The organism is Hahella sp. CR1 (assembly GCF_029813005.1).
In the GTDB taxonomy this organism is placed as follows: domain Bacteria; phylum Pseudomonadota; class Gammaproteobacteria; order Pseudomonadales; family Oleiphilaceae; genus Hahella.
On the sequence record NZ_JAPELK010000002.1, the window covers coordinates 61992 to 82260 of the forward strand.

General features: G+C 56.0%; 13 protein-coding genes. 6 read left to right on the forward strand and 7 right to left on the reverse strand.

Annotation, left to right across the window (positions count from 1 at the left end):
- Positions 1 to 839 precede the first annotated feature (839 nt).
- From ONV78_RS05850 to ONV78_RS05865, 4 genes are all read left to right on the forward strand, one after another.
- Entirely contained in the window at positions 840 to 3056 is a 2217-nt protein-coding gene (locus ONV78_RS05850; protein ID WP_279501835.1) for a M4 family metallopeptidase, read from the forward strand.
- Positions 3057 to 3593: 537 nt separating this feature from the next.
- Entirely contained in the window at positions 3594 to 5738 is a 2145-nt protein-coding gene (locus ONV78_RS05855) for a choice-of-anchor B family protein (RefSeq protein ID WP_279501837.1), read from the forward strand.
- A 206-nt stretch (positions 5739 to 5944) separates the two neighbouring features.
- On the forward strand, positions 5945 to 6886 hold the full coding sequence (locus ONV78_RS05860; protein WP_279501838.1) for a FixH family protein: 942 nt from the start codon (positions 5945 to 5947) through the stop codon (positions 6884 to 6886).
- An 8-nt stretch (positions 6887 to 6894) separates the two neighbouring features.
- Positions 6895 to 8226 (forward strand): cytochrome c peroxidase, encoded by a 1332-nt coding sequence (locus ONV78_RS05865; protein ID WP_279501839.1) that lies wholly within the window; start codon positions 6895 to 6897, stop codon positions 8224 to 8226.
- 157 nt (positions 8227 to 8383) lie between these two features.
- On the opposite strand, the gene tal is transcribed toward ONV78_RS05865, so the two are convergent.
- The 5 genes from tal to ONV78_RS05890 form a co-directional block, all read right to left on the reverse strand.
- Positions 8384 to 9352, reverse strand: a complete 969-nt coding sequence (tal, locus tag ONV78_RS05870; protein WP_279501841.1) for a transaldolase — start codon at positions 9350 to 9352, stop codon at positions 8384 to 8386.
- A gap of 4 nt (positions 9353 to 9356) precedes the next feature.
- Complete coding sequence (locus ONV78_RS05875) at positions 9357 to 10907, reverse strand: FGGY-family carbohydrate kinase (RefSeq protein WP_279501842.1); 1551 nt, start codon at positions 10905 to 10907, stop codon at positions 9357 to 9359.
- A gap of 11 nt (positions 10908 to 10918) precedes the next feature.
- Positions 10919 to 11995, reverse strand: a complete 1077-nt coding sequence (locus tag ONV78_RS05880; protein ID WP_279501843.1) for an alcohol dehydrogenase catalytic domain-containing protein — start codon at positions 11993 to 11995, stop codon at positions 10919 to 10921.
- A gap of 214 nt (positions 11996 to 12209) precedes the next feature.
- Positions 12210 to 13196 carry a ribose ABC transporter permease gene (locus ONV78_RS05885; protein WP_216735840.1) on the reverse strand — a complete coding sequence of 329 codons (987 nt, stop codon included), beginning with the start codon at positions 13194 to 13196 and terminating at the stop codon, positions 12210 to 12212.
- Positions 13189 to 14694: a sugar ABC transporter ATP-binding protein gene (locus ONV78_RS05890; RefSeq protein WP_279501844.1), complete on the reverse strand. Its 1506-nt coding sequence runs from the start codon at positions 14692 to 14694 to the stop codon at positions 13189 to 13191. Before ONV78_RS05890 ends, ONV78_RS05885 begins: the two co-directional genes overlap by 8 nt.
- Here ONV78_RS05890 and ONV78_RS05895 point away from each other — a divergent pair.
- Positions 14693 to 14893, forward strand: a complete 201-nt coding sequence (locus tag ONV78_RS05895; RefSeq protein ID WP_279501845.1) for a hypothetical protein — start codon at positions 14693 to 14695, stop codon at positions 14891 to 14893. The genes ONV78_RS05890 and ONV78_RS05895 overlap by 2 nt on opposite strands.
- 82 nt (positions 14894 to 14975) lie before the next feature.
- Here the strand turns inward: ONV78_RS05895 and ONV78_RS05900 are convergent, their stop codons facing one another.
- Positions 14976 to 15896: an ABC transporter substrate-binding protein gene (locus ONV78_RS05900; RefSeq protein ID WP_279501847.1), complete on the reverse strand. Its 921-nt coding sequence runs from the start codon at positions 15894 to 15896 to the stop codon at positions 14976 to 14978.
- A gap of 297 nt (positions 15897 to 16193) precedes the next feature.
- On the opposite strand from ONV78_RS05900, the gene ONV78_RS05905 reads away from it, so the two are divergent.
- Positions 16194 to 17201, forward strand: a complete 1008-nt coding sequence (locus ONV78_RS05905; RefSeq protein WP_279501849.1) for a LacI family DNA-binding transcriptional regulator — start codon at positions 16194 to 16196, stop codon at positions 17199 to 17201.
- A 166-nt stretch (positions 17202 to 17367) separates the two neighbouring features.
- Here ONV78_RS05905 and ONV78_RS05910 read toward each other — a convergent pair whose 3' ends face one another.
- Entirely contained in the window at positions 17368 to 20226 is a 2859-nt protein-coding gene (locus ONV78_RS05910; protein ID WP_279501850.1) for a glycoside hydrolase family 48 protein, read from the reverse strand.
- Positions 20227 to 20269 lie beyond the last annotated feature (43 nt).

The window sequence follows — 20269 nt, forward strand, 5'->3', positions numbered from 1 at the left end:
ACCATGAAAGGAAATCAATTTTTAAACAGAACCTTTATTTCATCTCCGTAATATTTACCGACACAGATAAAATATTTATGTCAAAGAGAGCGACGGCAGAGATGAGCGGCAGTTCTCAAAACTTAATGCCGTTTATTAAATACCATCAGTAAAAACCGAAAGAATCAACCACTTAACCTGTGTTTTGAGCATGGACATAGGCTTTTACCACTACGGAAAATACCTATAGATAATCCATTATCCTAGTCCTTATTAACGTTGACAGATTGTAATTTTTTAACCTACTATTTTTTCCACTTGCTTGCCGCGGCGTCAGCAAACGATGCGAATGGAAATACCAACTCATACAAAAATCGCATCAAGGAACGACTCCGGCAGCCAAGTTGGCGGATTGTCGCCAAGCCTGGGAATTCAGAGGGTTAACCCTCTCATCAAACAGATGTATGAGTGACCTGGGTGGCGCGTCCCCATAACAAGGATGGGAAAGAACTGTACTTGGATGTTTGGCGATTCGGATAATTAAAGGGCTACCAAGTGCAGTGTATGGATAGCTCTAACGCGACAGGGTTAGCGCGTAAAAAAGATAACAAACGGGTTTGCTAAAAGCCTTATATGACTTTTACATGGAATGTGAAGTTTATTTGCCGTCACTTCACTGCATTTCATACTTTTACCAAAGCATGAAATGATCCTATTGGATCAGGTGTATTTATATCCAAAGCCTGTTCTATTTCGTTTGCCTATCTTTTTATATATCGTTTCCTTTCGTATATATCTTCCTTCTCGCTGAACGCCAGTATGCTTCGACCCGGTTAAATAATTAAAACTGGAGTTTTAGCATGTCTGATCGACACTTTAAGCTTAATGCCTTGATAGTAGGCCTTACGCTCGCTTCCGCTCATACAATGGCGGCGGAGCGCGTAGATCTCCGCACTCATCAAAGCGCGGGATTCTTAGCGTCTGGCTCATCTATGGCTTCCCTGAGCAACGATGCTGCTTTGGGACTGTTAGGGGAGAATGGCCTAGTCAAGCTTTCGAGCCGAACCGAAGCAAACGGCCGCACCTATGAAAGACTGCAGCAAACCTATCATGGACTGAAGGTTTTCGGCGAACACATCATCATGGTGCGCGATGCGAACGACGAAGTGGTCCACATGAACGGCGGCCTGATTCAGGGCATCCAAGCGGATCTGGACAATGGTTTCGTACCCGGAGCCAACCCCACCATTTCCGACAAGGAAGCGCTGAACATTGCGAAAAACAACAGCGGATTCACCTTCGTGAATGCGCCGCAATATCGCAATGAATCCTCCGAACTGATGATCTACTTCGACCAGGAATCCGAACAGGCGAAACTGGTCTACGTCGTCAACTATTTCTCTGAAGCAACCAATGGCGCGCCTGATCCCAAGCGTCCATTCTTCATCATCGACGCTCATAGCGGCGACGTGATCAAGACCTGGGACGGCCTGGCGCATCAAGAAGCCACTGGCCCCGGAGGCAACCAGAAAACTGGAAAATACGAGTACGGCACCGACTATCCCACTTTTGAAGTGGACTCCCAATGTCGTATGAGCACCGCCAATGTTGAAACGATCAACCTGAACCACGGCACTTCCGGCGGTTCGATCCACCAGTTCACCTGCCCGAGAAACACCGTCAAGGAAATCAACGGCGCATACTCTCCACTGAATGACGCACACTTCTTCGGTATCGAAGTGTTCAAAATGTACAACCAGTGGTTCAACACCTCCCCGCTCAACACCAAGCTGAAACTGCGCGTGCACTACAGCAATGGCTATGAGAACGCCTTCTGGGACGGCAGCCAAATGACTTTCGGCGATGGCGCCAGCTACTTCTATCCGCTGGTTGACATCAACGTGGTCGCGCACGAAGTCTCTCACGGCTTCACCGAGTTCAACTCCGGCCTGGTCTATGAAAGACAGCCCGGCGGCATGAACGAAGCGTTCTCCGACATGGCCGGCGAAGCGGCTGAGTTCTTCATGCACGGCGAAAACGACTTCTATGTCGGCGCAGCCATCATGAAAAACGGCGACGGTCTGCGTTACATGGACAACCCTCCACGTGACGGCAGCTCTATCGGCCACGCCAGCGACTACTATGACGGCCTGGACGTGCATCACAGCAGCGGCGTTTACAACAAAGCTTTCTATCTGCTGGCCACCACCAGCGGCTGGGACACCAAGAAAGCCTTTGAAGTATTCGTGCGCGCCAACCAGACCTACTGGACGCCAAACTCCAACTTCAACGACGGCGCTTGCGGCGTTGAGTCCGCTGCGGAAGACAAAGGCTACAGCAAAGCCGACGTTACCGCTGCGTTCGAGCAAGTTGGCGTAAGCTGCGACGGCACTGATCCTGGCGATCAAGTCATCACCATGGAGAAAGCAACGCCGATCGAAGGCCTTTCCGGCAACCAGGGCTCAATGAAGTACTACAAACTGAGCGTACCAGCTGACGCTACCGATCTGGTCTTCACCATGAGCGGCGGCAGCGGCGACGCTGACATGTACGTCAAGTTCGGCTCCAAGCCAAGCACCTCCAGCTACGACTGCCGTCCATACAAAAACGGCAACGATGAAGTGTGCACCGTCGAAGCGCCAAGCGAAGGCGACTACTACGTCATGCTGCGCGGCTACTCCAGCTACTCCGGCGTAACCTTGGTCGGCGACTTTAACGGCGACACTGATCCTGGCGGCGGCGAGTTCGAAAACACTGATGACTATGCGATTCCAGACAACGACGCCAATGGCGTTTCCAGCCCGATCGAAGTGAAAGAAATCGGCACAGCCAACTCCGTTGAAGTGACTGTGAACGTTGTTCACACCTACATCGGCGACCTGGTTGTTCAGCTGGTCGGTCCAGACGGTAGCGTTCAAACTCTGCACAACCGCTCCGGCGGCAGCGCGGATAATCTGAACAAAACCTACACCGTAAATCTGGGCGGCAAAAACGTCGACGGTACCTGGGAGTTGAAAGTCACCGACCGCGCAAGACGCGACACTGGCTACATCGACAGCTGGAAAATGGTGTTCTAAGACAGGCCCTCAAGGTCTGATCTGATTCCTTAAATGTGACCGCAGTCTCGGACTGCGTAAATATCCGGCGACGAAAGTCGTCGGATATTTTCGATTTTATTTAACGCTGGTAAATTCAAGTTACCTATTGTGACATCAATGTGTTACGAAAAGGTGCATTAACGCACTGTTTTAGCGCCGCCACGGTCCGGATGCTGACCGCAAGGCCAGATTCCAGGGAAGCGGCGCATGGTGCGATTATTGCTGAATAGCCGGTTCGCCACGGCTAGAACGAACGCCCGAGATGAATTAGGACGAACGACATATAGGCCAGAAGCCAATGATCGTATTCAATAACAAGGCGTTTCCGTAGTGGCGAAGATTGCGTGATTTCACGCGAGTGACGTGGATGACCGAACAGGGGTTTGGGGCTTCCAGTCGCAGTACTCGACAGACAAGGATAACGTCATGTTCTCCCCGATGACCGTTTCTTCGTCGGTAGTGGAATTCAGCGGAACTAATAAAACTCAAACCGCAGAGTTATAAGGAAATATAAAGATGAAAAATCTTCCTTTAAAGGCTGTAGCGGCGACTAGCGCTCTCTTGCTCTCTTCTCATTCCTGGGGGCACAGCGCAATGTTTCCTGACGGCTTTAAGTACGACAATTCGAACGAGGGCGCGCAAAGCCCAATGATGAGTGCGATGATGGCCGATGAGGGGTCGGCGTCCGTCGCAAGCTTCACCGCCAGCACAGAATGCCAGAATGGCGGCGCCGCAGGTTATCCCTGTAAAAACGTTGACCTGATGTCATTTTTGCCGAAAGGCGATATGGGCGGCGGCTCCGCCAACCTGAACGACATCTGGGGTTACACCGACCCGCAGACCGGCAAGGAAATCGCTATTGTCGGCCGCGAGAACGGCACCTCTTTTGTTGACGTGACAGACGCGGAAAACCCGGTTTACCTGGGCTTCCTGCCTTCACACAACAACGGCTCCGACTCCTGGCGGGATATCAAAACCTACAATGACCATGCGTTCATCGTCGCTGACGGCAGCGGCAACCGTACTCATGGCCTGCAGGTGTTCGACCTGACCACCCTGCGCAACGTGACGCCAGGCTCCACACTGACGGAAACGGCGCATCTGGGCGGCTTCGGCAACGCGCACAACATCGCCATCAACGAAGAAACCGGTTACGCCTACATCGTGGGCAGCAACCAGTGTAGCGGCGGCCTGTACATGGTGGACGTGTCCAACCCGACTGCGCCTTCCTACTCCGGCTGTTTCTCCGCTGACGGTTATACCCACGATACTCAGTGCGTGGTGTACAACGGTCCGGATTCGCGCTACTTCGGCAAGGAAATCTGCGTTGGCTACAACGAAGACACTATCACCATCGTAGACGTATCCAACAAGAGCAACCCTCAGCAGATCTCGCGTACGCCTTACCAGGGCTCGCAGTATACGCACCAGGGATGGTTCATCGATGACAACCACTCTGTGTTGATCATGAACGATGAGCTGGATGAGCAAAACTCCGGCATCAACACCACGTCTTATATCTGGGACGTGAGCGATCTGCAGCATCCGGTAGAGCTTGGACGTTACGTCGGCCCAACCGAAGCGATCGACCACAACCTTTACACCAAAGACGGTTATGTGTTCGAAACCAACTACCGCGCAGGTCTGCGTATTCTTAACGCAGACGATATCGCCAACGGCAACCTGGAGGAAGTGGCGTATTTCGATACGATCCCCAACTCCAACGCAGCGCAGTTCTCCGGCACCTGGAGTAACTACGCCTACTTCGCCAGCGGCAACATCATCCTGAGCGACATTGGTAACGGTCTGTTCACAGTGAAACCAGATTGGGACGCGATTGGAAACCCTGATCCAGACCCCGATCCAGATCCAAGCGACTACTGTGAAGCCTCTGGCGCCAACGCCAGCGAAGAGTGGATCGGTAAAGTGGAAATCGGCGAATTCGCCAATGCTTCCGGCTCGTCCAAGTACAGCGACTTCACTGACATGACTGTCGCACTGGCCGCCGGCGAAACCAGCGTCACTCTGACTCCTTCTTTCAGCGGCAGCTCCTACAAAGAGTCCTGGAAGATCTGGGTTGACCTGAATGGCGATGGCGACTTCGAAGACAGCGGTGAAGAAGTGTTCAGCTCCGGCAGCGCTTCCTCGTCTCCAGTAACCGGTTCTCTGAACATTCCAGCCTCTGCGGCTGAAGGCAAAACCCGTATGCGCGTGGCCATGCGTTACAACGCAGCGCCCAGCCCTTGCGGAACCTTCAACTACGGTGAAGTGGAAGACTATACGGTTGAAATCGGCGACGGCGGCGAACCGCCCACTGATCCAGACAGCTACGAGAACACCACTCCATTCGCCATTCCGGATAACAACGGAACCGGCATCAGCAGCCCGATTGACGTGACCCGCTCCGGCGCTTCCGGTACAGTCAGCGTCACCGTGGACATCACCCACACCTACAAAGGCGACCTGGTGGTGGACCTGCTGCATCCGGATGGAACTGTGTTCAACCTGCATAACCGCACTGGCGGCTCCGCTGACAACATCCAGCAGACCTTCAGCGTCGACGTCGGCGCTAAAGACTCCGCAGGACAGTGGAAGCTTCGGGTCAAGGATCAGGCCAGACGCGATACAGGCACGCTGAACAGTTGGGGCGTTAAGTTCTAACTGACCGGCTGATCGGATAAAGGGGCAAGTTGGGGAGACTTGCCCCTGTTTTCGTTTATATCGGGACTTGTCGGCGCAACCGCGTCGCCAGCCCCGAACCCTAATAAAATAAGAAGCTCTTCAGAGAAGTTTCCCCAAGGCGACGCAGATCGCCCCCGCAGAGCAAGAAAGGGGAACTGAAGGGAATACATAAAGATGGACTGTTCATGAAACACATTGCCCAAGTTTTTTTGTTGCTCACCCTAATGCCGGGTATCGCCGCCGCTGAAGATCCCGCGCAGGCGCCCGCCCCCGAAACTGAAATCTCCAATTTATCCATGCAGGTCGCCAGTCGCCTGCTTACTGAAGCGCAAGAGCTGGAGCAAAACTCGGTCAACGTTCTTCGCAACGCCAGCCACATCCGCAAACAGGTGAATGAAATGCGGGTGGTGGAAAGGTCTTTGAAAGACAAGAAACAGAAAGACTCCTTTGGCCAATCAATCGATATGCTGAACAGCCAGTTGGAGCTTTGGCAGAAACAGGGCGCAGACCTGCGTGAAAGCAGCTCCAAATTGAAGAATTACGCCCTGGCGCTGATTGAAGAAGGCTTCATTCTGCAGTGGAGCGACTGGGTGAAACTGACCGGCCCCATGCGTTTGCAGACGTCTCACAATCAGATGCTCGCCCATAACACGCAGATCCGTAGCGTTCATCCTTCCATGTTGAATCGCATGACCGCTACGCCGGAAACCGTGAAGCCGGACTCCATGAGTCTGGAAATCCCGGCGATGACTGGACAGCAAGCCCCGGCGGACCTGGATATTCGCACTTTCCAGGCGTCACGCGACCTCAATTTCTTTGCGCATATTGAGCCTCTAACAGAAGGCTCTCCCGAGCCGCTAACGCCACTCAACGAGATTCACAAGTGGAACTTCCTGTTGTCGGACATGAACGGCGAACCCATCACTGACGCCAAGATTGAATTCTCCGGCCATATGCCAGGCCACGTTCACGGTCTGCCGACGCAACCCCGCATCACCGCGGAGTCCGCTCCCGGCGTGTATAAAGTGGACGGAGTCAAGTTCCAGATGGCGGGTTGGTGGGTCATTCAGTTTGACATCACCGCCCAAGGCAAATCCGACACTATCGTGTTCAATCTCGTACTCTAGAGGGCTGTATGTTGAGGATCAAACATATCGCGGCAGGCGTGCTGGCGACGATATCCAGCATTGCTGTCGCCGCCTCGGACGTCTACCAGTTTACTGATGCGGACCGGGACTTTATCGCCAGATTTTCCCTGTCCGCTCTTCCCGATCTGCCCGCCGCGCCCAGCAATAAATACGCAGATAATGAAGAAGCCGCCGAGCTGGGCCGCAAGCTTTTCTTTGACCGTAGCTTGAGCGGCAACGGACAAGTCTCCTGTGCGCAGTGCCATAACCCGCAGCTGTATTTCACGGATGGCCTGCCGCAGTCTCAAGCCATCGGAACCACCCGTCGCAGCGCGCCCTCTATTCCCGGCGCCATCTATGGGCCCTGGCAATTCTGGGACGGCCGCACGGACAGCCTGTGGGCGCAGGCGCTGTCGCCAATGGAGGATCAGAACGAACACGGCCTTGATCGCACCAGCGCGGCCAAAGCCATGGCGACGGACTACCGTGAGGAATACGTCAAACTGTTCGGCGACGCCAATGATCTGGACGCCGTCTCCGGCCTGACTCTCCCCGCCAGCCCTAAAGTCGCCGGTGACGCGGAGAAGAACTGGTCGCAACTCAGCGCCGCTCAACAGGAAGCGGTCAACCGGGTATTCGCCAATATGGGCAAAGCCATCATGGCCTACGAGCGCAAGCTCAAGCTGCCCCCTGCCCGCTTCGACCAGTTTATTGATCTGTTGGAGAAAAAAGCCGGCGAGGACAAACTCAAGACCGTCATGAGCGCAGATGAAATACAGGGCATGCGTCTGTTCATGGGCAAGGCGAACTGCGCCAGTTGCCATAACGGCCCATTGTTCACCAACTTTGAGTTTCACAATATCGGCGCGCCGGAACCAGACGTAAAACAGGTCGATTTGGGTCGCTTCCAAGGCGTCAACGACCTCACCAAGAATGAGTTCACCTGTCTGTCTCCCGTCAGCGACGCCGAGCTGGAACAGTGCGAGGAAATGGCGTTTCTGAAGAAACAGGGACCAGAGCTGGTCGGCGCCTTCAAGACGCCCAGTCTGCGTAATGTGGCGGCGACCGCGCCTTACATGCAGGCGGGACAGTTCGCGACGCTGCAGGATGTGGTGCAGCACTATAACAAACCCAAACCGCCCTACTACGACCGCGAGCAACACCCCAGCCGCCCGCACTTCGACATCATTCCCTTAGGCTTGACGGAAGAAGAACTGGCGCAATTGGTGGCGTTTCTGGGATCGTTGACGTCGCCCTTGCCCAAGGACGACAAATGGTGGCGAGACCCGCACCTGGAAGCCAACGGGGACTCCAGCGGACTGGCCTCTACGACTAAATAGCCTGACCAGAGTCAGGCCATTACGGCTCAGGCCTGAGCCGGATTCACCGAGCGCGCCATACGGTAATCCGGCTTTTTTAGGGGCGTTTGCTTTCCTCATTTAACGATAGATAACGCCGCTTGGCGCCCTCCACTCGCAACTACCTACAACAGTAGCTTTAATCTCCCCCGCGCAAGCGATCGCGGATCATCGCTTCCAGCTTCAACTGATCCTGATAAAACCCACGAATGCCCTCCGCCAGCTTTTCCGTCGCCATGGCGTCTTCACTCATCAGCCAACGGAATTCTTTTTCCGTCAGAGGCTCAGGAGGCGCGGCGCGCACGCCATCGTCGCACAGCGCCGGCAGCAAGGTCCCTTGCGTGTCCGCCAACGCTTCCAGCAGCGATGGGCTGATCGTGAGACGATCACATCCCGCCAGCGCGATAATTTCTCCGATATTGCGAAAGCTGGCGCCCATTACTATCGTGGCGTACCCATAGCGTCGGTAATAACGATAAATGTCTTTTACCGACAACACCCCCGGCTCTTGCTCAGGGACATATTCCATGTCGGGGTTCGCTTGCTTGTACCAGTCCAGAATACGCCCTACGAAGGGAGACACCAGAAACGCCCCCGCCTCGGCACAGGCGCGCGCCTGCGCCAGATTGAAAATCAGCGTCAGGTTGCAGTTCACGCCTTCGCGCTCAAGAATACGCGCGGCCTGTGCGCCTTCCCAGGTTGCGGCGATTTTTATCAGCACCCGCTCCACCGGCGCGCCCACCTGACTCAAAAGACGTCGCAACTCTCGCGCCTTGGTGACGGTGGCGTCGATGTCGTAGGAATAGCGGGCGCTGACCTCAATGGAGACCTTGCCCGGCGTCGCGTCCAGTATGCGCTGCGCCATCGCTACAACCAGATTGTCCTGGGCGGTTTCAATAGCTCTTTCCTCATCCTGAGGATTCAATCTGCGCGCCAGCGCCACGCTTTGCCGCAATAAGGCGTCATAGTCGCCGGATTGCACCGCTTTCAACACCAGCGAAGGATTGGTGGTGGCGTCTTCCGGCGCAAAGCGGCGAATCGCCTCCAGATCACCGGTGTCGGCCACAACCTTGGTGTAATCGCGTAATTGGTTTAACAGGCTTTTCATCGTTCTATTCTTTCTCCTGGGCTACCGCTCTCAAGTCATGCATGGCGTCGCGCAGCTTTGGATAAAGCCCGCAGTATTGCTGAAACATACGCTCGTAGATTGCTGCATTGGCCGCAATAGGTCTGGCTCTGGGGGCCAGGCTGATCCAGTTGCGAATAGCCGCGACGTCCTCGACTAATCCACCCACCAACGCGGCCAGCAGCGCGGCGCCAATCGGCGCTTCTACATCCTGCTCGATCGTGAGCACCGGATATCCAGTGACGTCGGCGATGATCTGCATCCATAAATCCGAGCGCGCTGCGCCGCCGACGACAATCAGCTCAGGGTCCAGCCGCGCCGCGCCTTGTCGGCCGCACTCAATGTTGTGCCGCAACGCAAACGCCAGGCCTTCCAGAATGGAGCGATATAAATGCGCACGGGTGTGATACAAGGTCAGCCCGACGAAGGAGCCGGAAGCGTTGGGGTCCCAGATTGGACTGCGCTCTCCCATCAGATACGGCAGAAATACCAGGCCATTGGCGCCGGGAGGCGTCTTCGCCGCGTCTCTTTCCATCAACTGATGAACGTCCGCTTCCCCCTGAGCCCGGGCGGCCTGCCGGTCCTGTTCGCAAAACTGCTCCCGAAACCAACTGATGGAGGCGCCCGCGGTGATGGCGCCGCCGAAGATATAGATGTCCTGCTCACTGTTGGCCACATAAGGCATGCTGATCAAGCCATTGCGCGCATCGGTCTCCCGATTGACGAATCCCCAGCACATGCTGGTGCCGATCATGGCGACATGGTTGCCCGGCTCCACCACTCCCGCCGCCAGGGTCGCCATGGCCGCGTCGACGCCGCCCGCCACTACCGGAATGTCGGCGGGCAAGCCCAGCCGCGCTCCCGCTTCCGCAGTGAGACGACCGACTATCTCGCCGGACGCCACCAGTCGCTCAGGCATCTTATTCGCCTCAATGCCCAGCATATCCATCGTTTCTTGCGACCATTGGCGACGCTGCAGGTCGTACACGCCGCCAATATTGCCGGCGGAGCTATGGTCCACCGCCAGCTCGCCAGTAAGATGGTAATTGACGTAGCTGTTGGGCGGCAGCAGATAGCGGGTTTGTCGCCAGACCCCCGGCTTGTTGGCCTTCAGCCACAGTATTTTGGTGTAGCCGTAATAGCTGTCCACGCCATTGCCGGTAATCTCCTGCAACCGCGCCACATCTACATGTTCGCGAACCCATTCCGTCTCGGCGGTGGCCCGGCGATCCATCCAGATCAAACAGGGGTGTAGCGGTTTAATATCCGCATCCACAGGAATGCCGGAGCCGCCATAAAGACTGCTCACGCAGATGCCGCGAACGCTGGCGGGGTCGACTCCAGAGGTCGCCACACATTCAGCTGCGGTTTTGTACACCGCCTGCAGCCAGACATCCGGCCACTGCTCCGCCCACAGCGGACGCGGCGTGTCCACTTGATAGCTCTGCGAGGCTTTCGCAACGATGGCGCCGTCCGCCGCCACCAACAGCGCCTTGGCGCTTTGCGTGCCGATATCGACGCCAATGACGTAATTCATGACAGGGCTCCTCAGGGTATCAGCAGCACTTTGATGGAGTCAGCGGTGGACGCCAGTTGAAAGGCGTTCTCCCAATCATCCAGCTTGCGTTGATGAGTGACGATGCCTCGGGATGTCACCAGTCCACGTTCAAACAGATCAATGGCCACTGGATAGGTGTACGGCCCCAGGTGCGCGCCGCGAATATCCAGTTCCTTGCGGTCGCCGATGACGGACCAGTCGGTGGTGGTTTCCGCGCCGAAGACGCTGAACTCAACGAAACGCCCCAGCTTACGGATGATGCGCAATCCCTGAGTGACCGCCGCCGGCGCGCCGGTAGCCTCGATGTAGACATCGCAGCCATAGCCGTCCGTCATGCCTTTGATCGCTGCGTCGATATCGTCGCGAGCAGGATTCAACACCACATCGGCCCCGAAGTCCTTCGCCAGTTCCAGACGCTCATCCACCATGTCGATGACCACCAGTTTTTTCGGCGTTTTCAATCGCGCGACCTGGATCATGCACTGCCCCAACGGACCCGCGCCCGCCAACACCACTACGTCGTCCAGCTGAATGTCCGCCCGGTTGACGGTGTGAATGGCGCAGGCCATGGGCTCGATCAGCGCTGCATCCTCCAGAGACACAGACTCAGGAATACTGTGCACGATGGCGTTGGCGGGCACGCGCATATATTCCGCCATGCCGCCTTCGGCGACCTCTTTCTGAAATCCAAAGATGTTGTGCACTTCGCACATCCAGTATTTGCCGGAACGACAGAAGCGACAGCGTTCGCAGGGAACAATCTGCTCGGCGATCACTTTCTCTCCCAACTTGACGTTAAAACGCTCCGCCGCGCCCGGTCCCATCTCGACCACGCGACCGTAGAATTCATGACCGGGAATGACCGGCGCTTTTAGCCAGGGATTATCCCCGCACCAGAACATATCCGCGCCGGAGCTGGCCTTGCAGTCGCTGCCGCAAATACCGCAGGCCTCGATTTTGATCACCAGCTCGCCATGACCCGCTATCGGTCGGGCGCGTTGTTCCAGGCGGTAATCGTTGGGAGCGTGACAGACCACCGCGGTCATCATTTCAGGTAAAGCAGACATGCGGAATTCTCCATATTATTAATCTGGCAGAAAAATGGCTTCCTTCCATTTGTCTGAAACGACAGTCCCTGCACGTGTCAGGTCCTGTCTCCCGCGGCTTGCCGCCGCGCAGGCGCATCCATGCCCCTGATTATCAGCATGCCCCTATCATCGCCATGCTGATAATGGCTGTTGTTCGTGTTATATGATTTCGAGTTTTGAGAGCGGGCCGGGGCTACTTGTCCCGGCTTCTGCTGATAAATATGGCGAGCAGGATAATGCCGCCCTTGATGATGTTTTGAATGTAGGGTGAGACGCCCATCAGATTGAGTCCGTTATTGAGCACGCCCAGCATCATGGCGCCAATCAAAGTGCCCACAATCGCTCCGCGACCGCCGGCGATGGCTGCGCCGCCAAGCACCACCGCAGCGATGGCGTCCAGTTCAAAGCCGATGCCGGCGTTGGGCTGTCCGCTCATCAGACGGGAAGTCAGCACGATGCCCGCCAGCGCCGCAGTAAAGCCGCTGATGGTGTAGACCGCCAGTTTATAGCGCTGCACTCTCACCCCGCTCAGACGCGCGGCTTCTTCATTGCCGCCTATCGCGTAAACATAGCGGCCAAAGGGCATGTGATTAAGCAGAACATAGGCGACCAGATACACCGCCGCCATCACCAGAATCGGCGCCTGAATGCCGAAGACCTCGCCGCGCCCCAGCACCGCGAAAGAATCAGGCAAGCCGGAAATCGGATATCCGCCGGTATAGATCAGCGCCAATCCGCGGGCGATGCCCATGGTGGCCAGCGTCACAATAATCGGCGGCATCTTGGCGTAGGCGACGAATGCGCCGTTGCCCGCGCCGAACAACGCGCCCACCAGCAAGCCGCCCACCATGGCGACTTCCGGCGGAAAGCCCGCCAGGATCAAACCGGCGGTAATGGTGCCGGACAGCGCCATCACCGGTCCCACAGACAGGTCGATGCCGCCGGTCAGAATCGCGCAGGTCATGCCCACGGCGATAATCGCATTGATGGACACCTGCCGCGCCACATTGCTCAGGTTGGCGGTAGTCAGAAAGTTCTCGTTCGCCAACGCCATCGCGACGAATATCACGATAAAGCCGAGCAACGGATAAAATGCGGGGGACTTCCTCCACTTTTTCAACCAGCCTTGCATCAGATTCACCTCTACATTCGCCGCGGCGCTACCCGTCATTTTATTCATCTTTTACGCCTCCGGTTGCATAGCGCATAATTTCATTGGAGTTCACCGCATCCCCTTCCAGGATCTTGACGATGCTTCCCTGCCGAAAAACCGCGACGCGATCGCTCACGCCCACCACTTCCGGCAGTTCGGAAGAAATCATGATGATCGACACGCCCTGGGCGGTCAGTTGCTTCATCAGACGGTAGATTTCCGCTTTCGCTCCGACATCGATGCCCCGCGTCGGCTCATCGAAGATAAGCACCTTGCAGTCGTTGTTCAGCCAGCGTGCGATCACCACTTTCTGCTGATTGCCGCCGCTCAGGTTGCCCACCGGCGTTTCGCAGTCCGGCGCCTTCACCCGCACTTTCGCGGACAAAGTCTCCGCCACTTCGCTCTCCCGCTTGCGGTCGATCAAAGAGCCAGCCCCGGCGACTTTGGCGAGATTGTTCAATGTGATGTTTTCGCGAATGGAAAACGGCAGTATCAGCCCTTCTTTTTTACGGCTTTCCGGCAACAGACCAATGCCGCGACGCAGGGCATCCGCCGGTGTTTTCATGGCGACGGGTTCGCCATCCACGCTTACATCTTTACGACAAGTTGGCAGTGCGCCGATCATGGCCAGCGCCGTCTCCGTGCGTCCTGAGCCGACCAGTCCGGCGAAGCCCAGAATCTCGCCCTTGCGCAATTGAAAGCGGTTCACCGGCGCGCCTTTGTGTAATTGAATTGCGCAGGCGTCGATGACGATATCGCCGTCATCCCGCAACGGCGTTTTCTCTGGAAAGCTATTGCTGATTTTGCGTCCCACCATCATTTCCAGCAGATCATCCACCGCCACTTCGCTGACATTGCGATCGCCGATCTTTTCGCCATCGCGCAACACAGTGATGCGGTCGCAAATCTCGTAGATCTCTTCCATGTGATGGGAAATAAACACCATCCCCACCCCTTGCGCCTTCAGCTCCCGCATCACCCGAAACAGATGCTCCGCCTCGTTGGGCGTCAAGGTGGCGGTGGGCTCGTCCAGCACCAGAATGCGGGCGTCCAGGGACAACGCTTTGGCGATTTCTACAAACTGTTGTTCCGCCACGCTGAGGTGATCCACTGGCGCGTCCAGATCAATGTTCACATCCAGGCGCTGACAGATTTTTTCCGCCTGCGCGCGCATCGCCTTTTTGCGCAACATGCCCAAGGGACTGCGCAATTCGCGACCAAGAAAAATATTTTCAACGGCATTGAGATAAGGAATCAGACTGAATTCCTGAAAGATAACGCCCACGCCGGCGTTCGTGGCGTCGTGGTAATGACGAAAGTCCACTGGCGCGCCGTCGATCAGGATTCGCCCGGCGTCCTGTTTATAGACGCCGCACAGGATTTTCATCAGCGTGGACTTGCCGGCGCCGTTTTCGCCCAACAAGGCGTGGATCTCCCCTGCCTGCAGCTCAAAGCTGATATCGTTGAGCGCGCGTACGCCGGGAAATCCTTTGCTGATATGTTCAAGGGAAAGAAGACTGTTCATGACTCTTACACCCAGTATTACGACCCAACTTCCAACCGCATCATCCAAAGCGTCGGCATGGCGTTACGACAATGACTGCGCCAAAGCAACCGCCACCATCTGCGCTATTTCCGAGAGCTTTGTGGCGACACACAAAGCCCTCGCCGCCGAACGCCTGTGCAAGGAAGACGCGAAAAAGACCCCGCTCCGTTCACCCTGAGCCTGTCGAAGGACCCTGCCCACCTTTGAGTCAGCGGGAGGCCAGAGCGACGGACTCCCAGATACAGAAAACGGATTAACGCCTACCAGCTGAAATTAGCGGCGGCGGCTTTATCGATCAGCTTCACATCCACTGGCATGGAGGCGGGTATTTCCGAGCCCCAATGCTTGACCAGCGCGATAGCCAGGCCCAGACGAATCTGGTCGCGAGGAAACTGCGCCGAGGTGGCGATAAATTTGGAGTTAGGTTTCAGCATGGCCTTGATGGCTTCCGGGTGACCGTCCACGCTAACCAGCTTGACGTCCATACCGCTGGCTTCGATGGCGGTCAACGCGCCCAAAGCGCCGGTGTCATTGACGCTGAATACGCCGTCCAGACCGGGATTGGCCTGCAGCATGTTCTCCGTCACATTCATGGCGACGTCGCGCTCCTGCTTGCCGTTTTGCTTGCCAACCACTTTGATGTCGGGGAATTCCAGCATGGCGTCGCTGAATCCGCGCACGCGTTCAAGGATAGGCACGACAGGAATGCCGTCTAAGATCGCCACTTCCCCCTTGCCGCCCAATTGTTCGCCAAGGTATTTGCCGGCCATGTAACCGGCGGTGTAGTTCTTGGAGCCGACGAAAGAATCGATGGGACCTTCCGCTTCAGCGTCAATAGCGACAGTGATGACGCCCGCTTTCTTGGCGGACACGACGGCGGATTGCACGCCGACGGAGTCAGTGGGGTTGAGCAATAGAATGTCCACGCCTTTCTGCAGCATGTCTTCTACGTCATTGATTTGTTTGGAAACGTCGTGATGGGCGTCGGTAATGTAGACTTCTGCGCCAATATCCTTGGCCGCTTCTTCCAACGCATTCTTCATGGTGACGAAGTAAGCGTTGTTCAGTTCCTGAAAGGACATGCCGATTTTCAGTTGTTCAGCTCCGGCTGGCGATGCCAGGCCCAAACTGCAAGCGATACCGGCGACTAGGTTCTTAAGGGTTTTACTTATTTTCAACATGACTCAACCTTTAGTTATTTTTAGTGGTTCGAAGCGGCTTCTACGCCAATGTTAACGTTAACATTCCCGCATCGAACAAACCCGTAGATAGGAGGCGGACCCAGCCTCCGTCTACGGGAAAGCTAACGTTGACATCTATATAGAATAAATATCAACTTCTGCAACAATCCCTCGCATTGAGAGAATGTTAACGTTAACATTAAGCTATCATAGCGAATTTTCCATTGCAACAAGCAAGTCGCGACACGCATTCCGGGATCGCAGCATCCCTTACCAACACAGCGTTTGAGAGGCATCATGCCCAAAAAGAGTAAAGTAACGATTACCGATATCGCCCGCCGGGTGAACATGACCACCATCACCGTATCCCGGGCGTTGACCAAGCCGGAACTGGTGAAAAAAGAGACTCTGGACCGGATTCTGGAAGTGGCGCGGGAGCTGAACTACGTCCCCAACGCCTTCGCCCGCAACCTGAAAGGCAGTAAAAGCCGGCTGATCGGCATCATCACCGCCAGCATGGACAACCCCTTCTACAGCGAGATGATCAAGGCGATCTCCCGCGCCGCCAAAAAGCGCAACTACTCCATCATGCTGTTCGACACAGACGGGTCGCCGGAGCTGGAGAACAAAGCCATGGAGACCATGCTCAGCTATCAGGTGGACGGCATCATTCTGTCCGTGGTGTCCGACTATGACGAATACCATCCGCAATACCTGGAGCAATTGATTCACGCCAATATCCCCGTGGTGCAGGTGGACCGTCGTCTACCGGCGGCGCCCTTCCCTGGCGTATATCTGGACAATCTGGCGAGCGGCTACAAAGGCGGTCGTTATGTGCTGGAACAAGGTCATCGCCATATCCTGGCGCTGGCGGGTCCGGAGCAGTCCAACATCTCCAAACTGCGTCTCGAAGGCCTGAAAAAGGCCCTGGCTGAATGTAAAGAACCTACCCGGCTGGAAGTACTTTACGGCGACTACACCATGCAGCCGGCGTTTGAAAACGCCACCGCCTACTTCAAACAGCATGAACAGGCGCCCGATGCGGTGTTCGGCCTCAACATCCTGATTACCCTGGGCGCGCTTAAAGCGCTGCGTAGATTGGACAACAAAAATCACAATCCTGCGGTGTTCAGTATCGATGAGGCGCCTTATGCGGATATCTTCGACTTCAACATCCCCTGCGTGCATCACGACACCTATCAAATGGGCCATTCCGCCATCAATATGCTGTTGGATCGAATTGAGAATCCCGGATGCGAGGGAAGCGATATTATTATCGAAGGTGATTTGCGAGCGCCGGCCTGAGGACGAATTCGCTCTCTACGCCAAACCGTAGAACGCGGAATGGAAGAAAAAATGAAAGAAAAAAAGAGGGGACGTTGCCGTCCCCCAAAAGGGCTATCAACACCTAATGGTCAGTCGACGCGATAGGCGTAATAGGTCGCTCTAATGAACCTTGCAAGCGCTCAGTTTATTTAGCGCATTTGATCGGCGCGTGATCGCCGCCATGGGTTCCCTGGAAGCCGATGCTGGTGGAGGCGCCCGGTTGCAATGTCCCGTTCCAACTCATGTTGGAGGCCTTCAGCACCGAACCGTTGACGCTGTATTGCGCGCTCCAGCCATTGGTGTATTGATCCGTCGCTCCCAGCGGGATGTTCACGGTCCAACCATCAATCACCGCATTGGTGTTATTGGTCAGTGTGATGTGCGCGACAAATCCGCTGTTCCAGACATCTTCACGTACAGTACAGGTCAGGCCATCGCCGGAAGGCGCTTGCTTGGTCTTCACGCTGATGCTATTGGAAGTGGCGATGACGGAGCCGTCTTCATCCAGCAGTTTCGCCAACAGACTGTGCGCGCCTTCGCTGGTCGGCAAAGTCACAGGAGCGGAATCGCTGTCGCCGGCGATAGTCGCCGCGACGGCCCCATTCAGTATGACCTGCGCCTGCAAGCCTGCTTCTTTGTTGACTTTGACCGTAACAGTCGCGCCGGTCTCGAACTCAGAACCGTCTGCGGGAGACGTCAGACTGATGCTAGCTTCCGCGACATCGATGCTGACTTTGGCTGGCGTGGACACTTCGCCGCTGTTGTCGGTCACGGTATATTCGAATGCATCGCTGCCGCTGAAACCCGCCTCGGGCTGATAGGTCAAGTTGGCGCCCGAGCCGGACAGGGTTCCATGCTGAGGCGGCTTACTGACGGTGTAACCGACGATCGTTCCGTCGCTATCCGTTCCTTTAAGCGTGATGGAAACCGCCTTGTTGATGCGGGTGGAGACGGACAGCGGTTGCGCCGTCGGCGCGCAGCCTTCATCACAGGGATTGTCCGCTTCGAACAGCGACGCGTAATTGGCGTAGGCGGTCGCCGCTTCCGTTTGCGCCCAGAACCGGTGATAGGTGAACACGGGATCTTCACCGGAGTTCAACGCGTCTTCGACCTGCTTGAACATAGGATCGTTCAGATAGAACGAGCGCATGCTCAGGAAGGTGGACTCACTGTTGATCGCGTCGCCGTTAGCCATAGAGCCGTTGAACTCGCCCGGCACGTAGACTTTGTCAAAGAAGCGCGCGTAATCGCCGCGTTTTTCCGGCGCCGCCAGCCCTTTCGAGGTCTGGAAGTGCGTCCACATGGCGTCCAGCAACTTCTTGGATGCGTCCTTGGCTTCATTCTTGGGCGAGTCATATTTCTCCGCCGCCGCGGCGTAGAACATCAGGGCCTTGGCCACGCCGGCCGCAACACCAAGATCCTGACCATGATCCACCACGTTCACGTGCAGATTAGCATTGGCTTTCGGGTTGGCCGCGTCCCATTTTTCCGGTTTACCGGTCCACTCCAACGTGGCGGGAATTTCAAAAGAGCCGTCTTCCAGCCAGTTGATGTTGTTCAGCACCCAGGGAACCCATTTATCCATCAACTGCTTGGCCTGAGCGTCGCCTTTCAGGTAGTAGTATTCCGCCACGCGCTGCATGGACCAGGCCTGCCAGCCAAACCAGGTACCGCTGCCTGGATCGTGATACACCGGGTTTTCGTCGTACACCATGCCGTAGAACGTAGCGTCGGCGCGGTCCTGAGGATGGGGATTATAGGAACCGTCCCAGCTGTTGGTGGCACCGCCGGCGATGCCGCCCTCTGCGGATTGCAGCCAGGTGTAGAATTCCATGGAGCGCTTAAGGCCAGTGGCCCAGTCTTCCGTGGCGCCCGGGGTTTTCGGTTTCATCGGATCGAATTCCGACAACGCCATGGCGGCGATGGGGTTCTGATAACCGAAGTGCACATGGCTGCTGCCGATACGGAACGCCCAACCGGCGTTGGGGTCCGCCGCTCCGCCCCAGGCGTAATACCAGGACATCAGATAGTGAGCGCTCTCGTAGCCGCGACCGCCCTGGGCGTTCTTGTCCTGGGTTCCCATTTTTTTGAAGTATTTATCGAACATGGCGAGACGCAGGTAATCCCCCATTTTGGCCGCTTTCGCCACCAGACCGGGAATTTCCTGTTCTGGATCTTTGCCCTGCTCCTTGATCCACTGATACGCCCAGTACATGACCTGCACCGCGCGGGCGTCGGCGTCCGGAGCATTGGTGTAACGCCATTGTTTAGAGTAGTTGTTGTCCTTGGTGAACAACGGCAGGAAACCGTTAGGACCGCCCCACTTGAAACTCTCCCAGGAAGGATGGGTGACGGTTTCCCACACGGATTCCTGTTCGCCGCGCTGGAAGGTGTTGATGTAGGAAGGCGTGCTGACGCCATCGCCCAGGTTGCCGTAGCCGTAGATATTGTCCATATCCAACAGCCAGTGCATGCCGTAAACGTCCCAGGTGCCGTAAGTCTGCGCCAGTTTAGCGGAGATCGGGTCTTCGCCGACGGGAACGCCGAACTCTAACTGGCTCGGATAACCGGAGGGCAGCGGATGTTCCGCCGCATAGGCCGCGGGCTTGGATGGATTATAGAAATTGTTGGTCGGCTGCATTTCATGGGTGGGAATGATCTGCTCTTCCATTTTTTCCCAGGCGTTGCGCAGCTTGCTCCAGTCGCCAGTCACTTTACCGTAGTAGGCTTCCAGCAACAGAAAGTAAGAATAAGCTTCACTGGTGGACTCATGACCATGGTCCGGCGCTTCGACGATAAGCGTCTCTACCGAATGGTAGGGTCCGCCGTCGGCGCTGAAGTATCCGTTGGCTGGATCGTGGATTTTGTTCCACATTTCCATAAAGCGCTCGTTATATTCTTCCGCGCTGGCCTGGGCGTGAGAACAGAAAGTGGCGAAGCTGACCGCTGCGGCGATAGGCAGCAGCATCCCCTTCAATGGTCTTTTCTTGAACGTTAAGTCCATGTTTTGACTCCATAGATTTTATTAATTCACACATCGCTCAGAT